The sequence below is a fragment of the Streptomyces sp. NPDC048473 genome (genome assembly GCF_043200155.1).
Classification (GTDB): domain Bacteria; phylum Actinomycetota; class Actinomycetes; order Streptomycetales; family Streptomycetaceae; genus Streptomyces.
The window spans coordinates 1-19,994 of the sequence record NZ_JBICXE010000026.1 but is presented as its reverse complement, the minus strand read 5'-3'; the positions used below and the strand labels follow the sequence as shown (position 1 = coordinate 19,994).

Below are 19,994 nucleotides of genomic sequence, written 5' to 3'. Positions count from 1 at the left end.
CCGCGGAATCAGCGGGCCTCGTCGTTGGACTCGCGCTGCCAAGCCACAGTCACCTTCAGGTGGCAACTCGCCTCACTTCGGGCAATCACCGCACCCGCCTGAGTTGCGATGTCCACCCCGAACTCGATTTCCACCGAGTCCGGTCCCGCCTCCCGCAACTGCTGCACCGCCGTCCGAGCCATCTCCGTGACCGGACGCAGGGCCGCCTGCATACTCAGCGGAAGCTCACGAATCGCGTCGCCGACTCGCCCAGCTTTCACCGGCCCCTCGGAGACGTCCGGCGCTTCGACCAAGATCGAGCTGCCATCTTCCAGCGCAAGACGCGCAAGACTGCGCACTAGCCCACCCTTCCCCGTCGAAATCCAGCTGGCCCAACGTTATCTGGTTGTACATCAGATAATGCGCGGTTTGGAACAACCTGCACGGCCCTTCCTACGACGCATAGTCACACCGTCGACGGCGGTGCGAACCGCAGGTGATGCACCAGATCAGAGGCAACGGAGGGATCAGAGCCAGCAGGACTGCGACGTTCTCTCCCAAATGACGCAGCCGTTCGAGGAGGCGGGCGTTGTGCGCCTCCAGTTTGGCGTTGCGCAAGGTCAGGTCCTGGATCTGGTTGGCGTAGGTGGCCACGGTGTCCTTCAGCTCCCGGATCCGGCAGCGTGCTCGCTGCGGAACTCACGTTCCGCCCTTCTTCAGCCGGGATACCTCCGCTCGCCAGTTCCTCCGGTTCCGGGCCGCGGGTCTGCGGCGCTTCCAGGAGATTCACGACCGTGATCTTGCCGTCGGTAAGCTCGGGCAGCCCGTGCATCAGCCGCTCGAACGCCTCCATCAGCGCGCGGTCGATGTCCGTGAGCGCTCTGCCGCCCGCGGAGAGCCGGTCGAAGGTGTGCCGGATGCGCAGCCGTGTCTCGTCGTTCACGCCGGCCTCGCGCCTCCCTTGGTGTCGTCCGTGATGAAGTCCCGGCAGGCCTGGTCGTGGACTCCGGCCAGTGCGTTCTCGACCTCGGACGTATCAAGTACTACAACGGCAGATCATGTGACTGGTGATCGGTTGTGTCGTTGAGCGGACATGCTGATGAGCGTGACCGAGGAGCAAGTCGGTGTGCCGGTCGAGGAGTTGGTGGCCTTGCTGGCGGGTTCGATCCCCTATTGGCGGGGCCTGAGCCGCGGGAGGTGTTCGCGGATCCAGTCGAGGGGCTGCTGCCGGATCTGCGGCGGAAAAACGCGTGGACGATGCCCGCCCGCGCGGGTACGTGGGCGAACACCCGGGCGATCCGGGCTCGTCGCCGGTGCTGGACGAGCCCCAGGTCCAGAAGAAGGAGACCAAGTCGGTCGCGGTCGCCTCGCAGGAAGTTCGCTTGACAACCGTAGATAACGATCCGGCGCTCGGTGTTCTTGCCCGGGCGCCCCGCCGCTGCGGGGGAAAGGGGCCGACGACCGATCCGACAACATCAATCCCGACAACTGGCTTGCCTAATGAACGGCCAGGAAATGCCACTCGTTCAGCGCGTACTTCGAGTTGGGGTGACGCAAGCCGAGGAGGATCCGGTCGTGCTCGTCCTGGAGGTAGAGGTGGACGCCGACGATGTGGAGCTCTGTCCCCGCCGGCGCCTCGTCGTGTGACAGATGGATGGTGTCCGGCGGGCCTTTGGCCGCAGGGTGCTCGGTGGCGTGACGGCGGACAAGGTCACCGAGGCCCGGACTCAGGCGCAGCCGGTCCAGCATGTCGGGGGTGAACCATCTGAGCAGCACGCCTTCTTGCAGGTCCACTGTGTCGGGATCACCGTTCCAGCGGCCCGCGTAGACCTGGATCGGAACGGCGAGCCCGTCCACGCTCGTAGCCTCTTCCACGGCGTACGGCGTCAGGTGCGGGACTTTCAGGCCGGGGGCTTCCTCGGCGAGCTCCCGCCGCAAGGTCGCCTCCAGGCAGGGGTCGCCCGTCTCGCGGCCGCCGCCCAGGAGGGCGAGCACCCCCGGCTCCCAGATGCCCTCGCGCTGATCCCTCAGATGAAGCAGATAGCGACCGCGGCCGTCGTGGATCAGTGCGGATGCGTTGACGGGTTCCGGCTGCCCGTCGAGGTCATGGTTCAGGAGCTTGGCGCGCAGCGTCGGGGACCTGACGTCGGCGAACGGCAGCCACTGGGCGCCGGAGACCTCCTCATCCTGTAGCGCGAGCAGCGGCGGTTGCCCTGTGACGAGGTAGAACGCGAAGCGGAAGTCGATGTGCTGGTGGGCGGGCTCGCCCTTGGTCGGGTTGGCGTCGCTGTCGTGGACGTCGATGTCGATCGGAGCACCGAGGACCTGTGGGGTCAGGCACAGGTCCGCGGGGCGGAGCCCGGTTTCCTCGCACACTTCCCGCAGGGCCGCAGCCAGAAGGGTCCGGTCATCCTCGACGTGGCCACCTGGAGCGAGTAGCTTCCGCGATGCTTTGTGGCCGATGTGCAGGACGCGTCGATCACGGTCGATCACCGCGGCGCTGCACGTGATGTGTCCGGGCAGCGTTGCGCGGCTGGTGGGTTCGGCCTCGGAGTCGAGCGCGGCGACGAGCGGCTCGAGTTGCTCCCGTTCTGCGGGGTGGTGCTCCAGGTATTCCTTGAGGAGGTTGCGGATGTCGGATCGGGCGGGCGGCATGGCGGCACCTTTCATGTGGCGGATGCAGGCTCCGACGGGCTCGGTGGGAGACGGGCGGTGGGGGTCGCTGCGCGGAATGGCGATTGTGATGCGATCTGATGCTGGGCGGGGCATCAGGCGGCGCCTCGGACGGCGTCGGGTGCGCGGGCGCCGGCGGTGTGCAGGACACGCACCGGTGAGCACCACAGGATCACGAACGGTGCGCAGAGCAGGCAGGTGATCGCGCCGAGGGTGGGGCGCAGTCCGACGAGGGTGCCGAATGCCCCGGCGAGGAGCGCGGCGAGGGGGCGCAGGCCGAAGGCGAGCCATGCACCGGTTGCCTGGGCGCGTCCCTGCAGATGGTCGGGGCAGAGCTCTTGGCGGACGCTGCGCTGCAGTCCGCCGTGTGCAACGGCGGCACAGGTCTGGACGAGCATTCCGGCGCCGATGGCGATCTGTCCGGTGGCGCCGGGGCCGACGATGAGCAGGGGGATCTGGGCGGCTGGGTTGAGGGCCAGGGCGGTGAGCATGACGGGCCCGGCTCCCCAGCGTCGCTCCAGGGGTCTCCACAGGACGGCACCGAGGAACCCGCCGACCCCGCCGACCCCCATGACGATGCCGAGCACAGCGGGACTCCAGCCCAATTCACGCAAAAGGTACAGGGACCAGAGTGCTGAGCTGGCGGCGAGGGCGAAGGACGTGGTGGCGTTGGACAGGACGATGGACCGCACGAGGGGTGCTTTGAGGGTGTAGTCGAGGCCTTCGCGGATCTCTGTCCACTGGCTGGTGCCCGCGGGCCGGGGCTCCGGTTCGGGTTCACGGTGGCGGATGCGGAGCAGGCAGAAGGCGCAGATCAGGTAGGAGACCGCGTCCAGTGCGATCGCGCGGGCGGCGCCCAGCAGGGTGACCAGGAGGCCGCCCAGGTTGTTCCCGGCCAGGTCGGCGAGCGAGTTGGTCGCGCCGAGCTTGGAGTTCCCTTCCTTGAGCTGCTCCCCGCGCAGCAGGATCGGGAGGTAGCTGATCGAGGCGTTGCTGCCGATCACCTGGAGTGCGGAGACGAGGAACGCGACCGCGTACAGCTGTCCCAGGGTGATCTCGGCCATCAGCTGAGCGAGGGGGATGCTGGCCAGGGAGACGGCGCACAGGACATCGCAGCTGATAATGATCGGCCGCTTGCGGCAGCGGTCGGCGAGGACGCCGGCGTGGAGGGAAAGCAGCAGCGGGGGCAGCTTTCCTGCGACGGCGATCAGTGCCACGTGCATGGTCGAGGCGTGCAGGTCCACCACGGCGATGACCGAGATGCCGATGGTGGTGATCCCGAAACCGGCAACGGTGACGGCCTGCCCGCCCCAGTAGCGTCGGAAGTCCGCGTGCCGCCACAGACTGGCAGCGGGCGCAGCGGCGTTCACTGCGGGCCGCCCTTCACCGGGTTCGGTGCCGGGGCGTGCCCGTGCTGCGCGGGAACGGCAGGCGCGGTGGCCCCGTATTGGGCGGCCTGGGCGGTGAACATCGACTGGTAGATGCCGTCAGGCCGGGCCATGAGCTGCTCGTGGGTGCCTTCCTCGGCTACTCGGCCCTGGTCGAGGACGTAAATGCGGTCGGCGTTGGCCGTGGCCGCGAGGCGGTGTGTCACGAGTACGACCGCGTGGCCTTCTTCCGCGAGTGACCACAGGCCTTCGAACGCGGCGATCTCCGCGTGCGGGTCCAGCGTTATCTATAGCTGTCAAGTGTCGGTCGCAGTTGGACTTCGAGCTTGTCTTCAGGTACGTAAGGCATGTTCCCGGCTGTGCGAGATCCACAGTCGGAAAGTCATGATCTTCCTCAGGTGGGTCGTGGAGTCCGCGGAGCGGGCACTGCCCTAGATGATCAATCTCAAGGGGTGCCTGCGGAGGGTGTACGGATGGGCAGTCAGGCGCCGGGGTCGACTTCGGGGTGCGTGAACCGCAGGGGCTTGCCCAGCGACCGGGCGTAGGTAATTTCGGCTCGGGTGCTGTCTCCGATGTAGTCGCCGACTACGAGCACCTCATCAGCGAGCCGGATCTTCGCGCGGTGCAGCTCGTCGAGTCGAACCTTCAGCGCCTTGGCCTCGATGGGATCGGACCAGAGTTCGTGTGGCGAGTTCATGTCGAAACCCGGCTTGACGACAATCTTTCCGGCTTTGGTCTCCCGCAGATCGGCCTCGGTCATCTTCGTCATGAAACGGGTGGAGCCGCAGATCACGACGATACGCGGGAGGCTCAGCTGCTTCTTCGCGTCGGCGAGTTTGTCCTCGGGGGAGAGCGGTTGCGGGTACGACACTGGTTCCTCCTGGTGGTGTGGTCCAAGGGGTGCCTGCGGAGACGAGAACGAGGGTGTCCAAGATCGTCTTATGGCGAACGTGGTAGACGCCCTCTCGGAGGGCGTTATGAGGCTGGATTTCCGTTACCGGCTTGTTGTTTCGTGAGTGGGCGTTAAATCCGATCCTTCTCGGTTCGTGATCGCTCGATCGTGGTACTGATCGCGGTGCGGGCCGCCTGCTGGTCACCTCCATGTTGAAGTGCGGGACGTGAAGAGAGAGCCGGCCCGGTCGGCGACCGGCGATCCCGGGTCCTGCGGGAGGTCGTGAACGCGATCTTCTATCAGAACCGGACGGCTGCCAGTGGCCCCTCCTTCCGCATGACTTCCCGGCCTGGTCGGCGGTGTTGTACTACTTCGGGCTGTGACGCGAGGTCGGGCTTGACCAGCGGATTCAGGGGGCTTCTGCGCTGTCAGGTGCGGGAGAGAACCGGCCACTTGGAGGGCCCTTCCCTCGTGAACCTCGATACCCAGTCCGTGCGTGCGGCCGCCGGTGTCCCGAAGACCACCGTGACCACAGCCGAGTTGAGGCCACAGTAGTCGTCCATCGTCTACGGTCATCAAAAACTTCCCGTCATCCTGGCAATGCCCGCCCGTACGCCGAGCGCACCTGGGTAAAATCCCGATTCACCGTCCAGCCGACCGACCTCACTCGGACACAGGGGGCATACCATGTCTGCCAGCGTTTCCCGCTCTTCGCAGAATTTACGTCGGCAGCTTCCAGGGTGCGCATTCGCCTCGACAAAGGCTCGGCTGGCCGTGCCTGTCCTGGCTCTTATGGTGATTTTCGCAAGCGGGTGCGCAGGTGGCACGAGCACGCCGGTCCACTCACCGGCACCGGCTCCCCCACACGCCTCGTTCCCGGCCAAGCCACCCACCTCCGCGAAGTGTTCAGGAAAGGTGCTGGATCACCGGGACATCAAACATCCCGACCTCGGAGAGGTCCGCGCATTCCTGGTCAGGCGAGCCGTCGCCCTGGACCCGAAAGGGTGCGTCGCAGCCGTCACCGGTAACGGTCACGCACTCAAGACAATCGACGTGGACATCTACAAGAACGAACTGCACTTCGCCACACCCGAATCCGATACCACCAAGAACACCTTCGTGATCTACAACCCGGGCCGCTACGACGGGGTCCTGGTCCTGGTGCCGAACAAGGAAGGGTTCGAGGACATCGGCTGGTCGAGCCCTGAGGATCACTACAGGAGCGCGAAGCTCGCCTACTACAACGCGCGGCTCGTCGGCCCTGGTGGAGACGGCCGGTACACGATCGTCAAGTCCGGGAATTCCTGCGTCCCCAGCTGCGCCGAAGGCTCCACGACAAACGTCACGCTGCACTGGAACGGCCACGAATACCTGCCGGCCGCATGACGTTCGCCTGGCTGCGGTCACGGGTTGTCCGCCAGGGACGGATCAGGACCGAACTCGGGTACGGCGTCTTTCTCTCGTACAGCGGGGATCGCGACCGGCAATGGCTGCCGCACCTGCAACGGACCATCGAAAGGCAGTCCCGCCCCTGGTACAAGCCGCCTCGGATCAGAGTGTTCCTCGATGACAGCGGAGTATCGATCGGACCGCAGCTCTGGGGGAAGATCGAGGCCGGTCTTTCCCGCTCCGAATGGCTCGTGGTCATGGCGTCGCCGGAGGCGAAAGCATCGGCATGGGTCGACCGGGAAATAGAGTGGTGGCTGGAGAACCGGTCGGTCGACAGCATCCTTCTCGTCGTGTCCGACGGACAATTGGTGTGGGACGAGCAACGCGGCGACTGGAAACCGGAGTTGTCGACGGCACTCCCCACCCGATTGTCCGGACGGTTCGAGCAGCAACCGGTCTGGAAGACCGTGGACCTGCGCCACCCCGACGACGGCGCGGATCTGCTGCCCGATGTAGACGGCGTCGCCCTCGGCATCGCATCCGTCGTGCGTGGCCTTCCCGAGGACGACCTCAAGTCGGAAGGCATGCGCGACACCCGGCGCAACCTGCGAACGGCCAGGATCACCGCCGCGATCTTGGGGTTACTCCTCCTGATCACGAGCACGGTGTCGGTGATCGCGCTCGTCCAACGCGCCGAGGCCACCCGCCAGCGCGACCATGCCGTCGCACAGCAGCTGATCAGCCAGAGTTCCTTCCTCGCGACCCGTGACCCGTTCGGCGCCCGGCTGAAAGCGCTGGCGGCCTGGCGGATCGACCCCACTCCGGAATCCCATCTCGCGGTTCTCAACGCCGCCGTCAACCCGGAAACAGGTTTGCTCGCGCACTCCTGGCCCGTGGGATCGGTGGCCTACAGCCCGGACGGCAAGACCATCGCCTCCGGAGGCGGAGACGGCATCGTGCGGCTCTGGGACGCGGCCACACAGCAGAAGGTCGGTGCCCCGTTCATCGGGCACAACCAAGGCATTTCGTCGTTGGCCTTCGGACCGGGCGGGCGGACCCTGGCCAGCGCGAGCGCGGACGGCACTGTCCGGCTCTGGAACGTCGCCGACCGCAGACAGATCGGTGACGCGCTCAACCCCCGTTCCGGGGCGCTCAATTCGGTGGCCTTCAGCCCTGACGGCGGGACTCTTGTCACCACCGGCGACCACGACTCCGGGGCGGCCGTACGCATGTGGGACGTGGCAGCACATCGCCAGATCGGCAAGCCACTCGGCGGTCGGGACTCCTTCGTCGACGGGGTGGCCTTCAGTCCCGACGGCAGAACGTTCGCCACCGCAGACGCTGACGGCGTACAACTCTGGGACGCCCGCTCCCGTGTGCCCCTCAGCAAGAAGATGGGCGTACACGGCATCAGCGTCACGTCGGTCGCCTTCAGCAAAGACGGCAGGACCATCGCCGCCTCCGATTACGACGGCAGCGTCCGGCTCTGGAACACCTCGACCCGAAAACCAGCTGGGAAGCCGTTCACGGCCAATGGCTGGTCGGCCGATTCGGTGGCCTTCAGCCCCGACGGCACGATGTTCGCCGCCGCCTACAGCAACGGCAGCGTGCAACTCTGGAACGTCGCCCAGCACAGTCCGGTGGGAGCACCCTTCACCGGCCACACGGGTCCGATCGAGGACATGACCTTCAGCCCGGACGGATCGACCCTGGCAACTGCCAGTAACGACACCACAGTTCGGCTGTGGAATATCCGCGCACAACGGCAGACCGGACCGTCGATCGATACGGGGGAGCTCAGTAAGACGGTTGTCAGCCCGGACGGGCGGACCCTGGCCGTTACTCGTTCCGACGACGTCGTGCGCTTCTGGAACGTCGCCACACGCCGCCAGATCGGCGGCCCCTTGGACTTGGGCCGGACGCCCACGGACCCCACGATCGCTTTCAGCCCCGACAGCAGGGTGATCGCGACCGCCAACACGTATGGAACAGAGTCCGGGGTGAGGCTCTGGGACCTCAAAACCCGACGTCAGACGGGCAAGTTGCCAAACGACGGCCGCACCAGTGCCGATTACGCCCTGGCCTTCAGTCCCGATGGCAAAACCCTTGCCACCTCCACCAGGGACTCCATACGCATATGGAATCTGGCGACACATCGTCAGATCGGAACGGTGCCCGGTGTCACCGGATGGACGCTCACGTTCAGCCCTGACGGTCACACCATCGCCGCCAACACCCAAGACGACACAGTGGCGCTCTGGGACGTCGCCACACGTCGCCGCATCGGCGAGACGGCGCCCGGCCACACGGCAGACATCATGGCCGTGGCGTTCAGCCCCGACGGCAAGGTGATCGCCACCGCGAGCCGCGACAACACCGTCCGGCTCTGGAGCGCGGCCACGCGCAAACAGGTCGGGGAACCGTTGACCGGACATCTCAGCGGCGTGAACTCCGTGGCGTTCAGCCCCAACGGGAAAGTGCTGGTCAGCGGCAGTATGGATCAGACGGTCAGGCTCTGGGACGTAGGTACCCGGCGCCAGATCGGCGAGCCGCTTCAAGGGCACAGCGGTGCCGTCGCCGGCGCGGTCTTCGATCCCAGTGGCAGGACGGTCATCAGTTGGGGCGAGGACAAGACGGCGCGGCTATGGGGTGTCGACGCGACGGTGGATCCGGTGCGCACGCTGTGCTCATGGGCACGGGGTGCGTTCACCGCCGGCCGGTGGCGCGCCTACGTACCCACAGGCCCCGCCTACCGGCCGTTCTGTCCGAAGTCCGGAGCAAAGTGAAGTGGCGCCCTCACGAGGTGACGTGAGTGGTGCCTGGCGTCAGCCGGTCGCCGTGGCGGTACCAGACCGTGGTGGCGTCGCCGGTCGGGCAGCAGTGCGGGTCGTTCGCGCGGTACCACTTCTCGTGGGCCACGATCCGGCCCGTCGCGAAGTCCAGTCCCACGAGTGCCGTGCCGTACGCCGCGGACCTCCTGCGCGGGGTGATCGTGCCGATCACGGCGAGGTTCTTGCCCACGTGCGTGTAGACCGCGTACGCCGCCAGGATCTGGCCGTTCTGGGTGACGCCGTCACCGCAGCCGAGGTATACGGCGGCCTCGTCACGGTGGTCGCCGTCGGTGTCGCCGTACAGGACCGTTCGTCCGCGCATGAGGCTCACCTTTCCCCAGACGGTGGACTTGGCCGTGGCCTGCCCTTGCGCGTCGAATCGGACGAGGTCCGGCACACCGCAGAACGCGCCCGGGGCGGGCGTCTTCGTCCAGTCGACGTCGTGCAGGTCGGACGGCGCCGGTCCGACGATCGTGACCGAGGCCGCCGCGCCGGACGATGCGGAGGCGTCCGGCGCGTGTGAGTCCGCCGAGTTCTTCGACGACTTGACGGGCGGCGCGGGACTCGGTGTGTCGCAGGCGCTGGTCGTCAGCGCGAGGACGAGTAACGCGGTGAGCGGGACGATGCGCTGCAGGCGGGTTGCCACGGGTCGGTCCTCCGTCTCGGCGTGGGGGGTCAGGCGCAGGGCGGGTCGTAGGGCCGTCCTGGGAGGTACTGCTGCCACTGGTCTCGGGTGATACGGGGTGACTGGGCGCACAGGTCGCGCAGGATGGCGGTCCGGTCCACGGTCCACAGCCGGGTTCCCGCGTCGCCGGCGACCGCCAGAACTCGCCCGTCCGGGCTGAATCCCACGGCTGCGGAGGGGAAAAGACCGCCGCTGGTCAGCGAGGCGACCTCGACCGGCTGGGACGGGTTCGCTATGTCCCAGAGCAGGATGTGGCCGTCCAGTCCGGCGGTGGCCGCGAGTTTGCCGCTCGGGTGGACGGCCAGTCCGGTGACGGCGCCGGTGTGCCGGGTCGACGCGCCTTGCCGCACGGGCCGGTCGGGGTGGGTGACGTCCCACATGGTGATCCTCCCGGACTTATCGCCTACCAGCAGGGTCCGGTGATGCGGGGCGAAGGCGAGCGAGGTGGTATTCCGCTGGGATGCCGTGACGTCTCCCACGGCCACGGGCCGACTGTGTCGCGCGACGCGCCAGAGCCGTACGCCGCCGTCACCGGTCGGCGCCGCGAGCAGCGCGCCGTCAGAACTGAACGCCAGGCCCTGACGCTCCGGGGCAGCGCCGGCGAGCGTGCCGAGCAGTGCGGGCCGCTTCCGGTCGCCGATGTCCCACAGCTGAACCGTATTCTGCAGCAGTATCCCTACGGCCAGCAGGGGTCGTACGGGGTTCACGCTGATGCTCTCCGCGCCGCTCGTGCGGACCGTCGCCGGGGAGAGGTCACGCGGGTGCGCCGGGTCGCTCGTGTCCCAGGCCTTCACCGGCAGTCCCGAGAACACGGTGTGTCCGGCGGCACCGAAGGCCACGGCCTGGCCGGGGTTGTAGAACGACTCCAGTGCCCCGGCCGGCCGGGGCGCCCAGGTGTCGTCCACCCGCCACAGGGTGGTGGGTGCTCCGCCGGCGGCGAGCAGGCGGCTGTCCGGGCTGAAGGCCGGCGGGAATTCCCCCTCGGAGGGCAGGGTGGCGGACGCGGAGGTCTGGTCGCTGCCCGCCACCGACCACAGCCGCACCGTGCCGGATTCGTGGTCGTCTCCTTCGGCAGCGGCCACGGTCTGGCCGTCCGGGCCGAAGGACACGGCGCGCACCGGGGTTTCGAGGCTGTTGAGGCGGGCGCCCGCGCGGGGCCGCAGCGGGTCGGAGACGTCCCATAGGGAGACCACCCCGTCACTGTCCCCGGTGGCTAGGGTGGCCCCGTCCGGAGCGAATGCGACCGCCTGGATGCCCGTGCGGCTCTGTGTGTACAGCTCGGGCCGGGCAACCGGACGAGCGGGGTCCGAGACGTCCCACATCCGCACGTTGTCCTCGCCTGCGACGGCGATCGCCTGGCCGTCCCGGCTGAACGCCACGCGCTGCGGTGTTCCGGGAGTGCCGGGTGGCGCGGTGAGGGGGGCCGCCCGTCGGAGTCGCGCGGATTGGGACACGGTCCACAGCCGCAGCGTCGTTCTGTCCTCTTCCTGACGGTCCTCAGTGGCGATCAGGTCGCCGTGGGGGCTCGCCGCGATCGGGGCGCCGGTGAAGGTTCCGACCGTCCGCGGCCGCTGTACGTCCGAGACGTCCAGGACGGCGCCTCCCCTGTCCGTCATGGCGACCAGCCGCCCACCGGAGGCGAGGACGAGGGCGAGGATCCCCCGGTGGCCTGCCGCCGCGGTCGACACGGCCAGGGTGTGGGCCCGCCCGCCGTCCGTCACGTCCAGCAGCCGTACGGTGCCGTTCTCGCCGCCGAGCGCCAGCTCCCGGCCGTCCGGGCTGAAGGCGACGGCCGTCACCCGGCTCTGTCCGTGGGCCACGACGACCGGCTCGGCCGTGTCGTCGGCGGAGTTGAGCAGGCGGACGCGGTCGTCGGCCACGGCGAGAAGGCCCCGGCTGCTGAAGGCGGCGGCCTGCACTGGACCGCGCCCCGGGACGACGCGGGACATCGAGTGACTCTCGACGAGCGCTCCCACCGCCTCGGCCGTCGGCGCAAGGCGGTAGGCCTGCACCAGGAGCTGCCGCGCCAGATCCGGCTGACTGTCCCTCATGGACGTCGCCTCGGCGACGAGTTGCCGGGACTGCGCGACCAGGGTCTGGGCGCGCGCGTTGTTGCGCTGCTGATACGCGGTGATCCCGCCGGCCACGGCGAGGAGGAGCAGCGCGGTGAGCACGGCGACGGTGGCCTGCACCACGTGGCGGGTGCGGCGGCGCCGGCGTACGTGGGCGCCGATCAGTTCGTCCTTCGAGCGGCCGGTCAGCGGGGCGACGAACTCCGCGACGCACTCGATCAGACGCGGGTCCGAACCAGCCTGTTCCGGGCTGCGCAGCCAGCGCAGGTCGACCCAGCGGGGCTCCTGCTCGAAGGCCTGGGCTATCTCTTCTCGCGGCAGGGCGTCGGTCCGCAACCAGTCGAACGACGACTGCTCCGCGTTCCAGGCCAGCGTGCCGTCGGTCCAGCCGACGAGGAGGGTGTCCGCCGACCGGTGGGTGAGCCACCAGCGGATCTCCTGGCGCACCCACACGGACTCCGCGGCGGCGGGGCTCGCCATCACGACGAGCCACCGAGAACCGGTCAGTCCCTGCTCGATCTCCCGCCACAGGTGGGGACTTGCCCCGAGGTTCGTCTCATCGCGGAAGAGCTTCAGGCTCCTGGGCCGGTACCAGGGACGGTCGAATCCCTGCAGCACGTGTTGGAAGGCCTTCGCGATGTCCTTGTCCCAGGCGTGGCTGTAGGAGAGGAAGGCGTCGTAGGCGAACTCCCCGCTCCCGCTTGCCCTTCGCAGCCCGGGACTCACCTCCCCGCCCGTCCCATCAGCTCCCCCGCGTCCTTTCCGGATGGCGACCCGCCTTGTGGCGTAGGTATCGTGCCCAGGACAGGATGAGGAAAACGTCGCACGGATGGCGGGGCACGGGCCCGGCTCGCGCACGACGCCACGAGAACGGAGGACACCCGTGACCACTGCACTGCCGGCGGATGCCCTGGAGGGAACACGGATCGGCGTCTCCGTCGGAACGAGTGCTGACCTGCCCTCACTTGGCCTGGACGAGGCGCGGTTCCGCACGACCCTGGGCGAGCTGGTACGGCTCCTGCTCTCGGCGGGCGCCAGTCTGGCCTACGGCGGCAACCTGCGTCAGGACGGCTACACCGGCCTGCTCCTCAACCAGGTGCGCGAGGTAGCCCCGGCGTCCCGCCCTCTGCTTCACTGCCTCGCTTGGTACGAGCACAGGGCGGCACCGTTGTCCGAACTCGCCGCCCGGCTCAAGGAGTTCGCCCGCCACGGCGAACTGGTCTGCCTCAGCGTCGACGGCGAGCCGGTCGATCCCGCCGAAGGCCGGGGCGAGGAACCGGTGCCGGAATCCGACCCCGCGACCAGGGCTCGCGCACTCACCGGCATGCGCCGCCACCTGACAGGCCGGGTCGACGGTCAACTGCTGCTGGGCGGCAAGCGCGACGGGTTCCTCGGGTCCCTGCCGGGCCTGCTGGAGGAGGCGCTGCTGGCCCTGGAGGCGGGCCGACCCTGCTACCTCGCGGCCGGCTTCGGAGGAGTGACCGCCGACATCGCGAGGACGCTCGGCGTCGAGGCCGCCCCCGACGCGCCCCGAGCGCCGGACACCGCCTCACCCCACCTCGACCCGCGCCTCGTCGACGGACTGCGACGACTGCGGGCGCTCGTGGACGAGCCCGGACGGGCTGGCCACCTCCCCAGAGGTCTGACCAACGGCCTGACCGCACAGGAGAATCGCGTACTCACTGGCACCCGGTCGCCCCTGGAGATCGCCTCTCTGACAGCCGTTGGGGTCGAGCGACTGCGAGGGCGCGTCTGAACCGATAGGTTCCCCACTGACACAGTGTCCGGCGCGCGGTGTGGTGATCCCGGTGAGCAGGGATCCGACAACTCGAATCCCGTCTGACCGGGGGCGACGGCAAGGGGGAGCGGAAAAGTGACGTTACGTGGAGGGCGGCGGTCCTTCGCCACGGGGTTGCGCACGGTGGGGCGGACCGTGCTGGCCGTGGCGGGCGGCGGAGTCGCGGGCGTGGCCGCGTACTCGATCAGCCGGACGGGCGGTCAGTCGCTCTGCGTCGCGGTCGGCGGCATCGTCGGCCTCGTCGTGATCCTGGGTACCGATGTGTACCGCAGATCGGTCCAGCTGACCGAGGTACGGCTCGTCCTGCCGGGCAGCGAGATGACGTTCAAAGCGAACACGGACATGCGCAAGGCGGCTCTGCGCATGTTCTTCCAGGCCGCGACGCGCGTGGCGACGCGCCCGCTGGAGGACGGAAGCGGCAATCTGCGGGAGGCGCTCACGTCCCTGAAGACGCTGTTCGACATGTACCGCGAACCGCTGGAGTCGGGCAGCGCTCCACCGCCCCCGCACGAGGGCGACTCCGTCCACGAACTCGTCCTGGACATCCTCAACTTCGAGCTCGCGCCGTTCCTGGCGACCTGGCATCCCCGGCTGCATGCCTTCGAGGAGGCCAACCCCGGCGAGAGCGAGTCGGCGTGGCCGGACAACGCGGAGTTCCGGCAGGCCCTGCGTGAACTCCAGAGCAGCATGCGCCCCTACATCGTGGGCCTCGGCGAGATCGCGGGCATTCGCAACCCCGAGCACCACCTTCGCCGCTCCGGCTGGCCCACGACCCGCCGCGCGAACACGGTCCCCGGCCAGGGCACGCCGGCGAACCAGGGCACGCCCCCGAGCCCGACCAGCACCGCCTGACCGACCGGCATCCCGGCGCCCGAGGTCAGCGCCGCATGAGCAGGAACAGCCCGCAGCCTCCCCGTCGAACGTCCGGGTGCGACGCAGGAGGAACATCCTGGCCAGCAATTCTCACCCGTCTCTGACCTTCACCACGGCCGCTGCCTACATCCGTCCGCAAGCGTGACGGCCCCACCGGCAACCGACGGACGCCACGCAGCCACCATGTACGCCCCCGCACGCCCGAGGAGTGAGTACAGCTTGCGTACGAGTGGGCGTTGAATCCGATCTTGCTCGGTTCGTGATCACTCGATCGTGGTACTGATCGCGGTGCGGGCCACCTGCCGGTCATGTCCATGTCGAGATGCGGGGCGTGAAGAGAGAGCCGTACCTCAGCGACTTATCGGACGAGCAGTGGTTGTTGATCGAGCCGGTGATCACGGCCTGGAAGCAGGACCGGGTGGCCCGGTCGGCGACCGGCGATCCCGGGTCCTGCGACCTGCGGGAGGTCGTGAACGCGATCTTCTATCAGAACCGGACGGCTGCCTGTGGCGCCTCCTTCCGCATGACTTCCCGGCCTGGTCGGCGGTCTTGTACCACTTCGGGCTGTGGCGCGAGGACGGGCTTGACCAGAGGATTCAGGAGTGCGGGAGAGGGCTCGCCGCTTAGAGGACCCTTCCCTCGTGATCCTCGACACCCAGTCCGTGCGTGCGGCCGCCGGTGTCCCGAAGACCACGACGGGACTGGACGCCAACAAGAAGGTCTCGGGCCGCAAGCGGAGACTGGCCGTGGACGTACTGGGGTTGATCATCGGTGTCGTGGTGCTGGCCGCCTCCGCCCACGACAACACGGCCGGCGTCGCTCTGTTCGACCAGGCGGCCGAGCGGTGCGGGAACCGGATGGAGAAGGCCCTGGTGGACCAGGGCTTCAAGGACCAAGTTGTCATCCACGGCGCCCTGTTGGATATCGACTTCGAGGTCGTCCCCCGCAACCCCGCCGACCAGGGAAAAGGCTTCGTCCCGCAGCCGAAGCGGTGGATCGTGGAGCAGACCAACGGCACGTTGATGTTGCACCGGCGTCTCCGGCCCGACACTCTCGAGCTTGCCACGTGAACGTCATCGAGCTCCTGGCCGACCTTAAGGCCCAGCACGCCGAGACCGAGGCCAGAGCCGGTGAACTACGCGACCAGATCGAGCGCCTGACCGCCACTCTGGACGAGACCGAGGCAAGGCTCACGGATCTGGCCACCACCGCCAAGGCCATCGCCGAACTCGCGCCAGATGGAGGCGGCGAACCCGAACCCGCCGAGAAGTCCACCGCCTACCAGGCCACATCGTGAATGCCTTCAACCAGCACCCCGACCAGGAATTCCGAGCCCGTGAGCTGCACGAACTTCTCGGCATGCCCACCGACGAGGCATCGGTCAACGTCACCCGCGCTCGTCTCGGACGCCTCCTCCGCCAAGGCTTCCTAACCCAGCCCGCCGAGGACGCTACCAGGAACGGACTTAACGCCCACTCAGGTGTTCTCGGTTCGGATCATGCGCCGGAGACTTGCCCGGGAGGCGATGAGGTCGTCGTTGGTTTCGGCGAGTCCCCGCTCGAGATCTCGTTTTTCGTGTTGGAGCAGGGTGAGCTTGCTGTTCAGTTCCTGGTTTTCGGCTGTCAGCTCACCGATCCGTTTCGTGAGGTCAGTGGCCTGTAGCTGGTCGAGTTGTCGGCCGAGCTGGCGCTGCAAGACGTCCTTGAGGTCGGCGACCTGGCCGCGGAGTCGTTGGTTGTCGGCGCGAAGAACTTCCAGGTCAGTGCGGGTATTGAGAGCGCCGCCCGTCGATCGGGATCCGTCGCCTCTGGTTGCGGTGCGGGCCTGTTGGGTGCGGGCGGCTTCGATGTGCTCGCGGACGCCGGGCGCATAGACGAGCCAGTTCGAGACCCCTGCCGCCTTGGCGACTGCGGTGAAGGTGACCGGTTCGCCGCGGGTCAGGAGGGCATCGAGCGTGTGCAGGACCCGGGCACGTTTGTCACGGCTGTCTTTGCGGCGGGCCTCTCGAAGCACCTGGCCAGGGCTTCGTGTACTGGTCATGAGACGCCCTCGTCGCGGTTGATCACGGTGAGCGGGAGCAGAGTGCGGCCGTCGGCGGCGCGGGCCTTGCGTAGGATCCGTGCGGCTTCGTCGATCTCGGTCTGCTGGTCAGTGGGGAGCTCGGCGAGCTGCTTGTTCATCTTCTCGGCGACTTCGGTGTAGGCGTCGATCTGGTCGGTGAGGTTGCGGGTGACGAAGCCAGCCGCGTCCAGCGCGTGAGCGGTCTCCCGGTCGGTGCGCAGCTGGTGGAGGTGTTCTTCGATGGCGGGCAGGTAGGAGGGGTCGGGGCGATAGAAGCCGCAGCCAGCGCACTGGAAGCGCAACGGGCAGCTCTTGCCGCCGGCTTTGATGTTGGTCGGCTCGGTGCAGTTGCCGTAGGGCACGGCCACGGAGCGTGCCTGGTAGGCGGTCGACGAGGCCATGGGAGTTGGCTGTCCGGAGCGATCGACCACGTGCAGGCGCATGGTGGCCACGGCGGCGCGTTTTCGCTCCAGGGAGACCTTGTAGTAGCCCATGGTCGTGTCCACTGAACGGTGGTCCATCAAATCGCGGAGCACGTCGGGACGTACCCCCGCATCGGCGTGTCGTTGGGCGTACGAGTGCCGGAACGCGTACGGAAAGATGTCCTCAGTATCGAAGGGCAGCGGGGCACCGTCGCGATCGAGGCTTCCGGAGAGAAGCCTGGGCAGCGCGTCGACCCAGGCGCGGGTCGCCCGGGCCAGGTTTCCAGAGATCAGGTGGGGAACGCCCGTGTCGGCGGAGATCGCCGGGAACAGGTAGGTGCGGCTGTTCGGTGGGAGATTCAGCTGATCGCGACGCTGCGTCCAGCGCTGGATCGCGCCGGCGGTGTCGGTGGTGATCGGCAGGCGGCGTCGGTAGCGCTTCTTCTTATGGTTGTCCCAGATCAGAGTGACATCGTCGCCGTCGATCTCCAGGCAATTGGTCTTGAGTGAGCAGACCTCGATGGGCCGGCGTCCGGTGTCGCGGAGCACCACATACGTGGTCTGGAACATCAGCTGCACGTCGGCCGGCGCCATCTGGCCGTAAGAGAAGCCGGCACCAAGGGAGTTCACCTGCGCGTCGAGCTGGGCGATGACCGGTTCGGGGACGGCCTTGCCGGCCTCGTCGTCATCGCGTTCCTCTGCGGGGATCATGTGGGACGGGTGGCGGGCGAACCCGCCGGCCAGTTCCTCCAGCAGCCCGGCCTTGCGGCCGAAGTCCAACAGATGGAAGAACTTCGTCAGTTGGTAGCGGCGATGAGTGTCGGCGTAGCGTTCGCCGTCCGGTTTGCGGGCGTCTTTGAACGCCTCGACCACTGCGTCCATGTCGGCGAACGTCAGGGCGGCCGGGTTATGCCCGCCGCCTGGGCGCGACTGCAGCGCCACCGAGGCCCGCAAGCAGGAGTCCAGGGTGCGGCGCAGTAGGAACGTGTCCGGGTCCATGGCCCGCGCCCACCCCAACGCCGCGCGACGCAACCACGGCTGGGTGATCTTCGTGAAGTCGATCGTGCCCTGGTTGTAGCGAAGTCCGGAGCGGCTATATCGCGAGGCCAGCTTGGCACTGACCGCGTCCCACACCTCGCCGTCGCGCGGGCCGCGTCCGAGTGCTTGCTCGTATCCGGCGCGGGCGTGCCGAAAGAACTCCTTCACGTGCGCACGGGTGTTGTTCGACGCCCGCTCCACGAGCACCAAGGCGTCCGCCCGGTCAATGAGCAGCAGGCTCGTAGCACCAGTGAAAGTCCGCATCATGTGACGCACACATTGGGTGTCCAGCTTCGCGCCGCGCGCGTCCCGCTGCTGCAGGGCGTAGAGGAACTCCAAGCGCATCAACTCGCCCAAAGGGCGCAGCGAGAACTGGTGCTGCAACAGAAACGGGATCTGTTCATGCGCCCAAGAGGCCGCATCGGCCCCTGCCTCTCCGCGCTTGGTGGCCGCGGTTCGAGCCCGGCGGTGGTACGCGCACAGAACCCGCCGCGGGGCCACCGCGCTGACACACCCCGGCACTGCACAGTCGGGCACCTGGTCCTCGATATGAACTCCGGACGCCGCTACCCAAGCCGTCAACTCTGCGACGGAGAAGGCCGGTCGCCCGGAGTGCTCGCGCCAGCCCCCGTAGTGATCGATGCAAAGTCCCCGCGCGGAGGCCGGGTAGCCGCAACGTCGCTCCGCGTGCTGGACCGCGCAGCGGGCGGGACCCTGCCCGCTGGCAACCGCCAGGCGCGGCGGAACATAGCTTGCGGCGAACGCCTCGGCCGAGCAGCCGTCGGCCTTCATCTGCTTGATGCACTTGGCACAAAAGCTGTTGGTGTGCACCACCGTGGAACAGGCCAGGGTCTTGCAGGAATATGCGCGGGTACGCGGGTTGTCCACATCTCCGGTGAACAGCAGCGTCTGCCCGTCCCACTCGCCAGGCCGCCAGTCGGCCTCAATGACGGTGCCCAGCCAGCTTTTCCACGCCTGCAGGTCGATGCCCTCCGGACCGGTTGCGCCCGGCTCCGGGACGACGGCCAGCGTCATGCGTGAACCTCCCGCCCGGCTGCGACCCGAGTGACGGCTTCCCGAAGCTCGTCATCACCGGCGTGCAGATACACATCCAGCGACGACGCCGAAGCATGACCCAGCAACCGCTGCACCACATCGCGGTCGATGCCCGCACGGATCCAGCGCGTGGCCGCGGAGTGCCGCAGCATGTGCGGACGAGCCTCAAACCCCACTCTCCGCGCAAGCCGGTCGAACATGTCCTTCGCGGCCACATACGTCATCGGCTGGCCCCGCCGTCCCGCATACAGGTTCACGAACACGCCGTCGCTGTCTATCTGGCCCGGCAACTGCGCGGCCCTCTCATGCAGGTACTCCGCATACCCGTCGACCAGGTCGTCGGTCACCGGAATCCACCGTGAGAACCGTGACTTGGCCAGGGCCCCGTTCGCGTTCAGCCTGCGCCGCACGTGCACGTGCGGTCCTGCCACCTGGCAGCCCAGCAACTCGGAGTTCGATAGCAGGTGCATGTCCTGCCGGTGCAACCCCAACGCCTCACCGATCCGCATCCCGGTGCAGGCCAGCAGAGACACCAAGAAGCGGTCCCGGCCCCGAATGGCGGCCGCCCGAAGCTGCTCGATCTGCTCGTCGGACAACCACCGCGGAGCTTCCACCGAGGCGGAGTACTTCAGCATCCGTGCCCGGACGTTGCGGAACTGGCCCTGTTCTCCTGGGTCGAATCCCGATGGCAGATATGCCAGATACCGCGGCTCCGTCAACGACGCCGCCACCTCGGCTGGCACCCAGGGTCATTGCATGATCGAGATCTGTCTGGGTTCGTCACGTGAGACCGAGGGCTCGTAGGGGCCGGTGGTAGTCGCGGCCGGTGTGGCGGAG

General features: G+C 67.9%; 16 protein-coding genes and 1 pseudogene. 6 read left to right on the top strand and 11 right to left on the bottom strand.

The genetic code is table 11. The annotated features are described in order from the left end of the window. Window positions 1-8 precede the first annotated feature (8 nt). The 6 genes from ACGFU7_RS32055 to ACGFU7_RS32030 all read right to left on the bottom strand — a co-directional run bounded on the left by ACGFU7_RS32055 (window position 9) and on the right by ACGFU7_RS32030 (window position 4,911). The gene (locus ACGFU7_RS32055) at window positions 9-338 is read right to left on the bottom strand and encodes a CU044_2847 family protein (RefSeq protein ID WP_393700471.1); all 330 of its coding nucleotides are present in this window, start codon (window positions 336-338) and stop codon (window positions 9-11) included. Window positions 339-445: 107 nt separating this feature from the next. Continuing rightward, window positions 446-922, bottom strand: a complete 477-nt coding sequence (locus ACGFU7_RS32050; protein WP_393700470.1) for a hypothetical protein — start codon at window positions 920-922, stop codon at window positions 446-448. 554 nt (window positions 923-1,476) lie between these two features. Then, window positions 1,477-2,634, bottom strand: coding sequence for an NUDIX domain-containing protein (locus ACGFU7_RS32045; protein WP_393700469.1), 1,158 nt, complete (start codon window positions 2,632-2,634; stop codon window positions 1,477-1,479). A gap of 113 nt (window positions 2,635-2,747) precedes the next feature. Next, the gene (locus tag ACGFU7_RS32040) at window positions 2,748-4,022 is read right to left on the bottom strand and encodes an MFS transporter (RefSeq protein WP_393700467.1); all 1,275 of its coding nucleotides are present in this window, start codon (window positions 4,020-4,022) and stop codon (window positions 2,748-2,750) included. Beyond that, complete coding sequence (locus ACGFU7_RS32035) at window positions 4,019-4,246, bottom strand: hypothetical protein (protein ID WP_393700466.1); 228 nt, start codon at window positions 4,244-4,246, stop codon at window positions 4,019-4,021. The genes ACGFU7_RS32040 and ACGFU7_RS32035 overlap by 4 nt, the downstream gene beginning before the upstream one ends. Window positions 4,247-4,521: 275 nt before the next feature. Next, window positions 4,522-4,911 carry a hypothetical protein gene (locus ACGFU7_RS32030; protein ID WP_393700464.1) on the bottom strand — a complete coding sequence of 130 codons (390 nt, stop codon included), beginning with the start codon at window positions 4,909-4,911 and terminating at the stop codon, window positions 4,522-4,524. A gap of 936 nt (window positions 4,912-5,847) precedes the next feature. On the opposite strand from ACGFU7_RS32030, the gene ACGFU7_RS32025 reads away from it, so the two are divergent. Next, window positions 5,848-6,318 carry a hypothetical protein gene (locus ACGFU7_RS32025; RefSeq protein WP_393700463.1) on the top strand — a complete coding sequence of 157 codons (471 nt, stop codon included), beginning with the start codon at window positions 5,848-5,850 and terminating at the stop codon, window positions 6,316-6,318. After that, window positions 6,315-9,107, top strand: a complete 2,793-nt coding sequence (locus ACGFU7_RS32020) for a TIR domain-containing protein (protein WP_393700461.1) — start codon at window positions 6,315-6,317, stop codon at window positions 9,105-9,107. The genes ACGFU7_RS32025 and ACGFU7_RS32020 overlap by 4 nt, the downstream gene beginning before the upstream one ends. Window positions 9,108-9,117: 10 nt before the next feature. On the opposite strand, the gene ACGFU7_RS32015 is transcribed toward ACGFU7_RS32020, so the two are convergent. After that, window positions 9,118-9,798, bottom strand: a complete 681-nt coding sequence (locus tag ACGFU7_RS32015) for a hypothetical protein (RefSeq protein ID WP_393700459.1) — start codon at window positions 9,796-9,798, stop codon at window positions 9,118-9,120. Window positions 9,799-9,827: 29 nt separating this feature from the next. Continuing rightward, entirely contained in the window at window positions 9,828-12,635 is a 2,808-nt protein-coding gene (locus ACGFU7_RS32010; protein ID WP_393700457.1) for a toll/interleukin-1 receptor domain-containing protein, read from the bottom strand. Window positions 12,636-12,792: 157 nt separating this feature from the next. Here ACGFU7_RS32010 and ACGFU7_RS32005 point away from each other — a divergent pair, with 157 nt between their 5' ends. From ACGFU7_RS32005 to ACGFU7_RS31990, 4 genes and pseudogenes are all read left to right on the top strand, one after another. Continuing rightward, on the top strand, window positions 12,793-13,665 hold the full coding sequence (locus ACGFU7_RS32005; RefSeq protein WP_393700456.1) for a hypothetical protein: 873 nt from the start codon (window positions 12,793-12,795) through the stop codon (window positions 13,663-13,665). A gap of 117 nt (window positions 13,666-13,782) precedes the next feature. Next, a complete protein-coding gene (locus tag ACGFU7_RS32000) occupies window positions 13,783-14,559 on the top strand; it encodes a hypothetical protein (RefSeq protein ID WP_393700454.1) in 777 nt (258 codons plus the stop codon). A gap of 343 nt (window positions 14,560-14,902) precedes the next feature. Further along, window positions 14,903-15,629: pseudogene (locus ACGFU7_RS31995) on the top strand (IS5 family transposase); the annotation flags it as partial. A gap of 17 nt (window positions 15,630-15,646) precedes the next feature. Then, the gene (locus tag ACGFU7_RS31990; RefSeq protein WP_393700453.1) at window positions 15,647-15,877 is read left to right on the top strand and encodes a hypothetical protein; all 231 of its coding nucleotides are present in this window, start codon (window positions 15,647-15,649) and stop codon (window positions 15,875-15,877) included. A 179-nt stretch (window positions 15,878-16,056) separates the two neighbouring features. Here the strand turns inward: ACGFU7_RS31990 and ACGFU7_RS31985 are convergent, their stop codons facing one another. From ACGFU7_RS31985 to ACGFU7_RS31975, 3 genes are read right to left on the bottom strand one after another with little or no spacing between them, the layout of a single operon-like run. Continuing rightward, on the bottom strand, window positions 16,057-16,620 hold the full coding sequence (locus tag ACGFU7_RS31985) for a DUF6262 family protein (RefSeq protein ID WP_393700451.1): 564 nt from the start codon (window positions 16,618-16,620) through the stop codon (window positions 16,057-16,059). Next, entirely contained in the window at window positions 16,617-19,136 is a 2,520-nt protein-coding gene (locus ACGFU7_RS31980) for a tyrosine-type recombinase/integrase (protein ID WP_393700449.1), read from the bottom strand. Before ACGFU7_RS31980 ends, ACGFU7_RS31985 begins: the two co-directional genes overlap by 4 nt. Continuing rightward, the gene (locus ACGFU7_RS31975; RefSeq protein ID WP_393700447.1) at window positions 19,133-19,900 is read right to left on the bottom strand and encodes a tyrosine-type recombinase/integrase; all 768 of its coding nucleotides are present in this window, start codon (window positions 19,898-19,900) and stop codon (window positions 19,133-19,135) included. The genes ACGFU7_RS31980 and ACGFU7_RS31975 overlap by 4 nt, the downstream gene beginning before the upstream one ends. Window positions 19,901-19,994 lie beyond the last annotated feature (94 nt).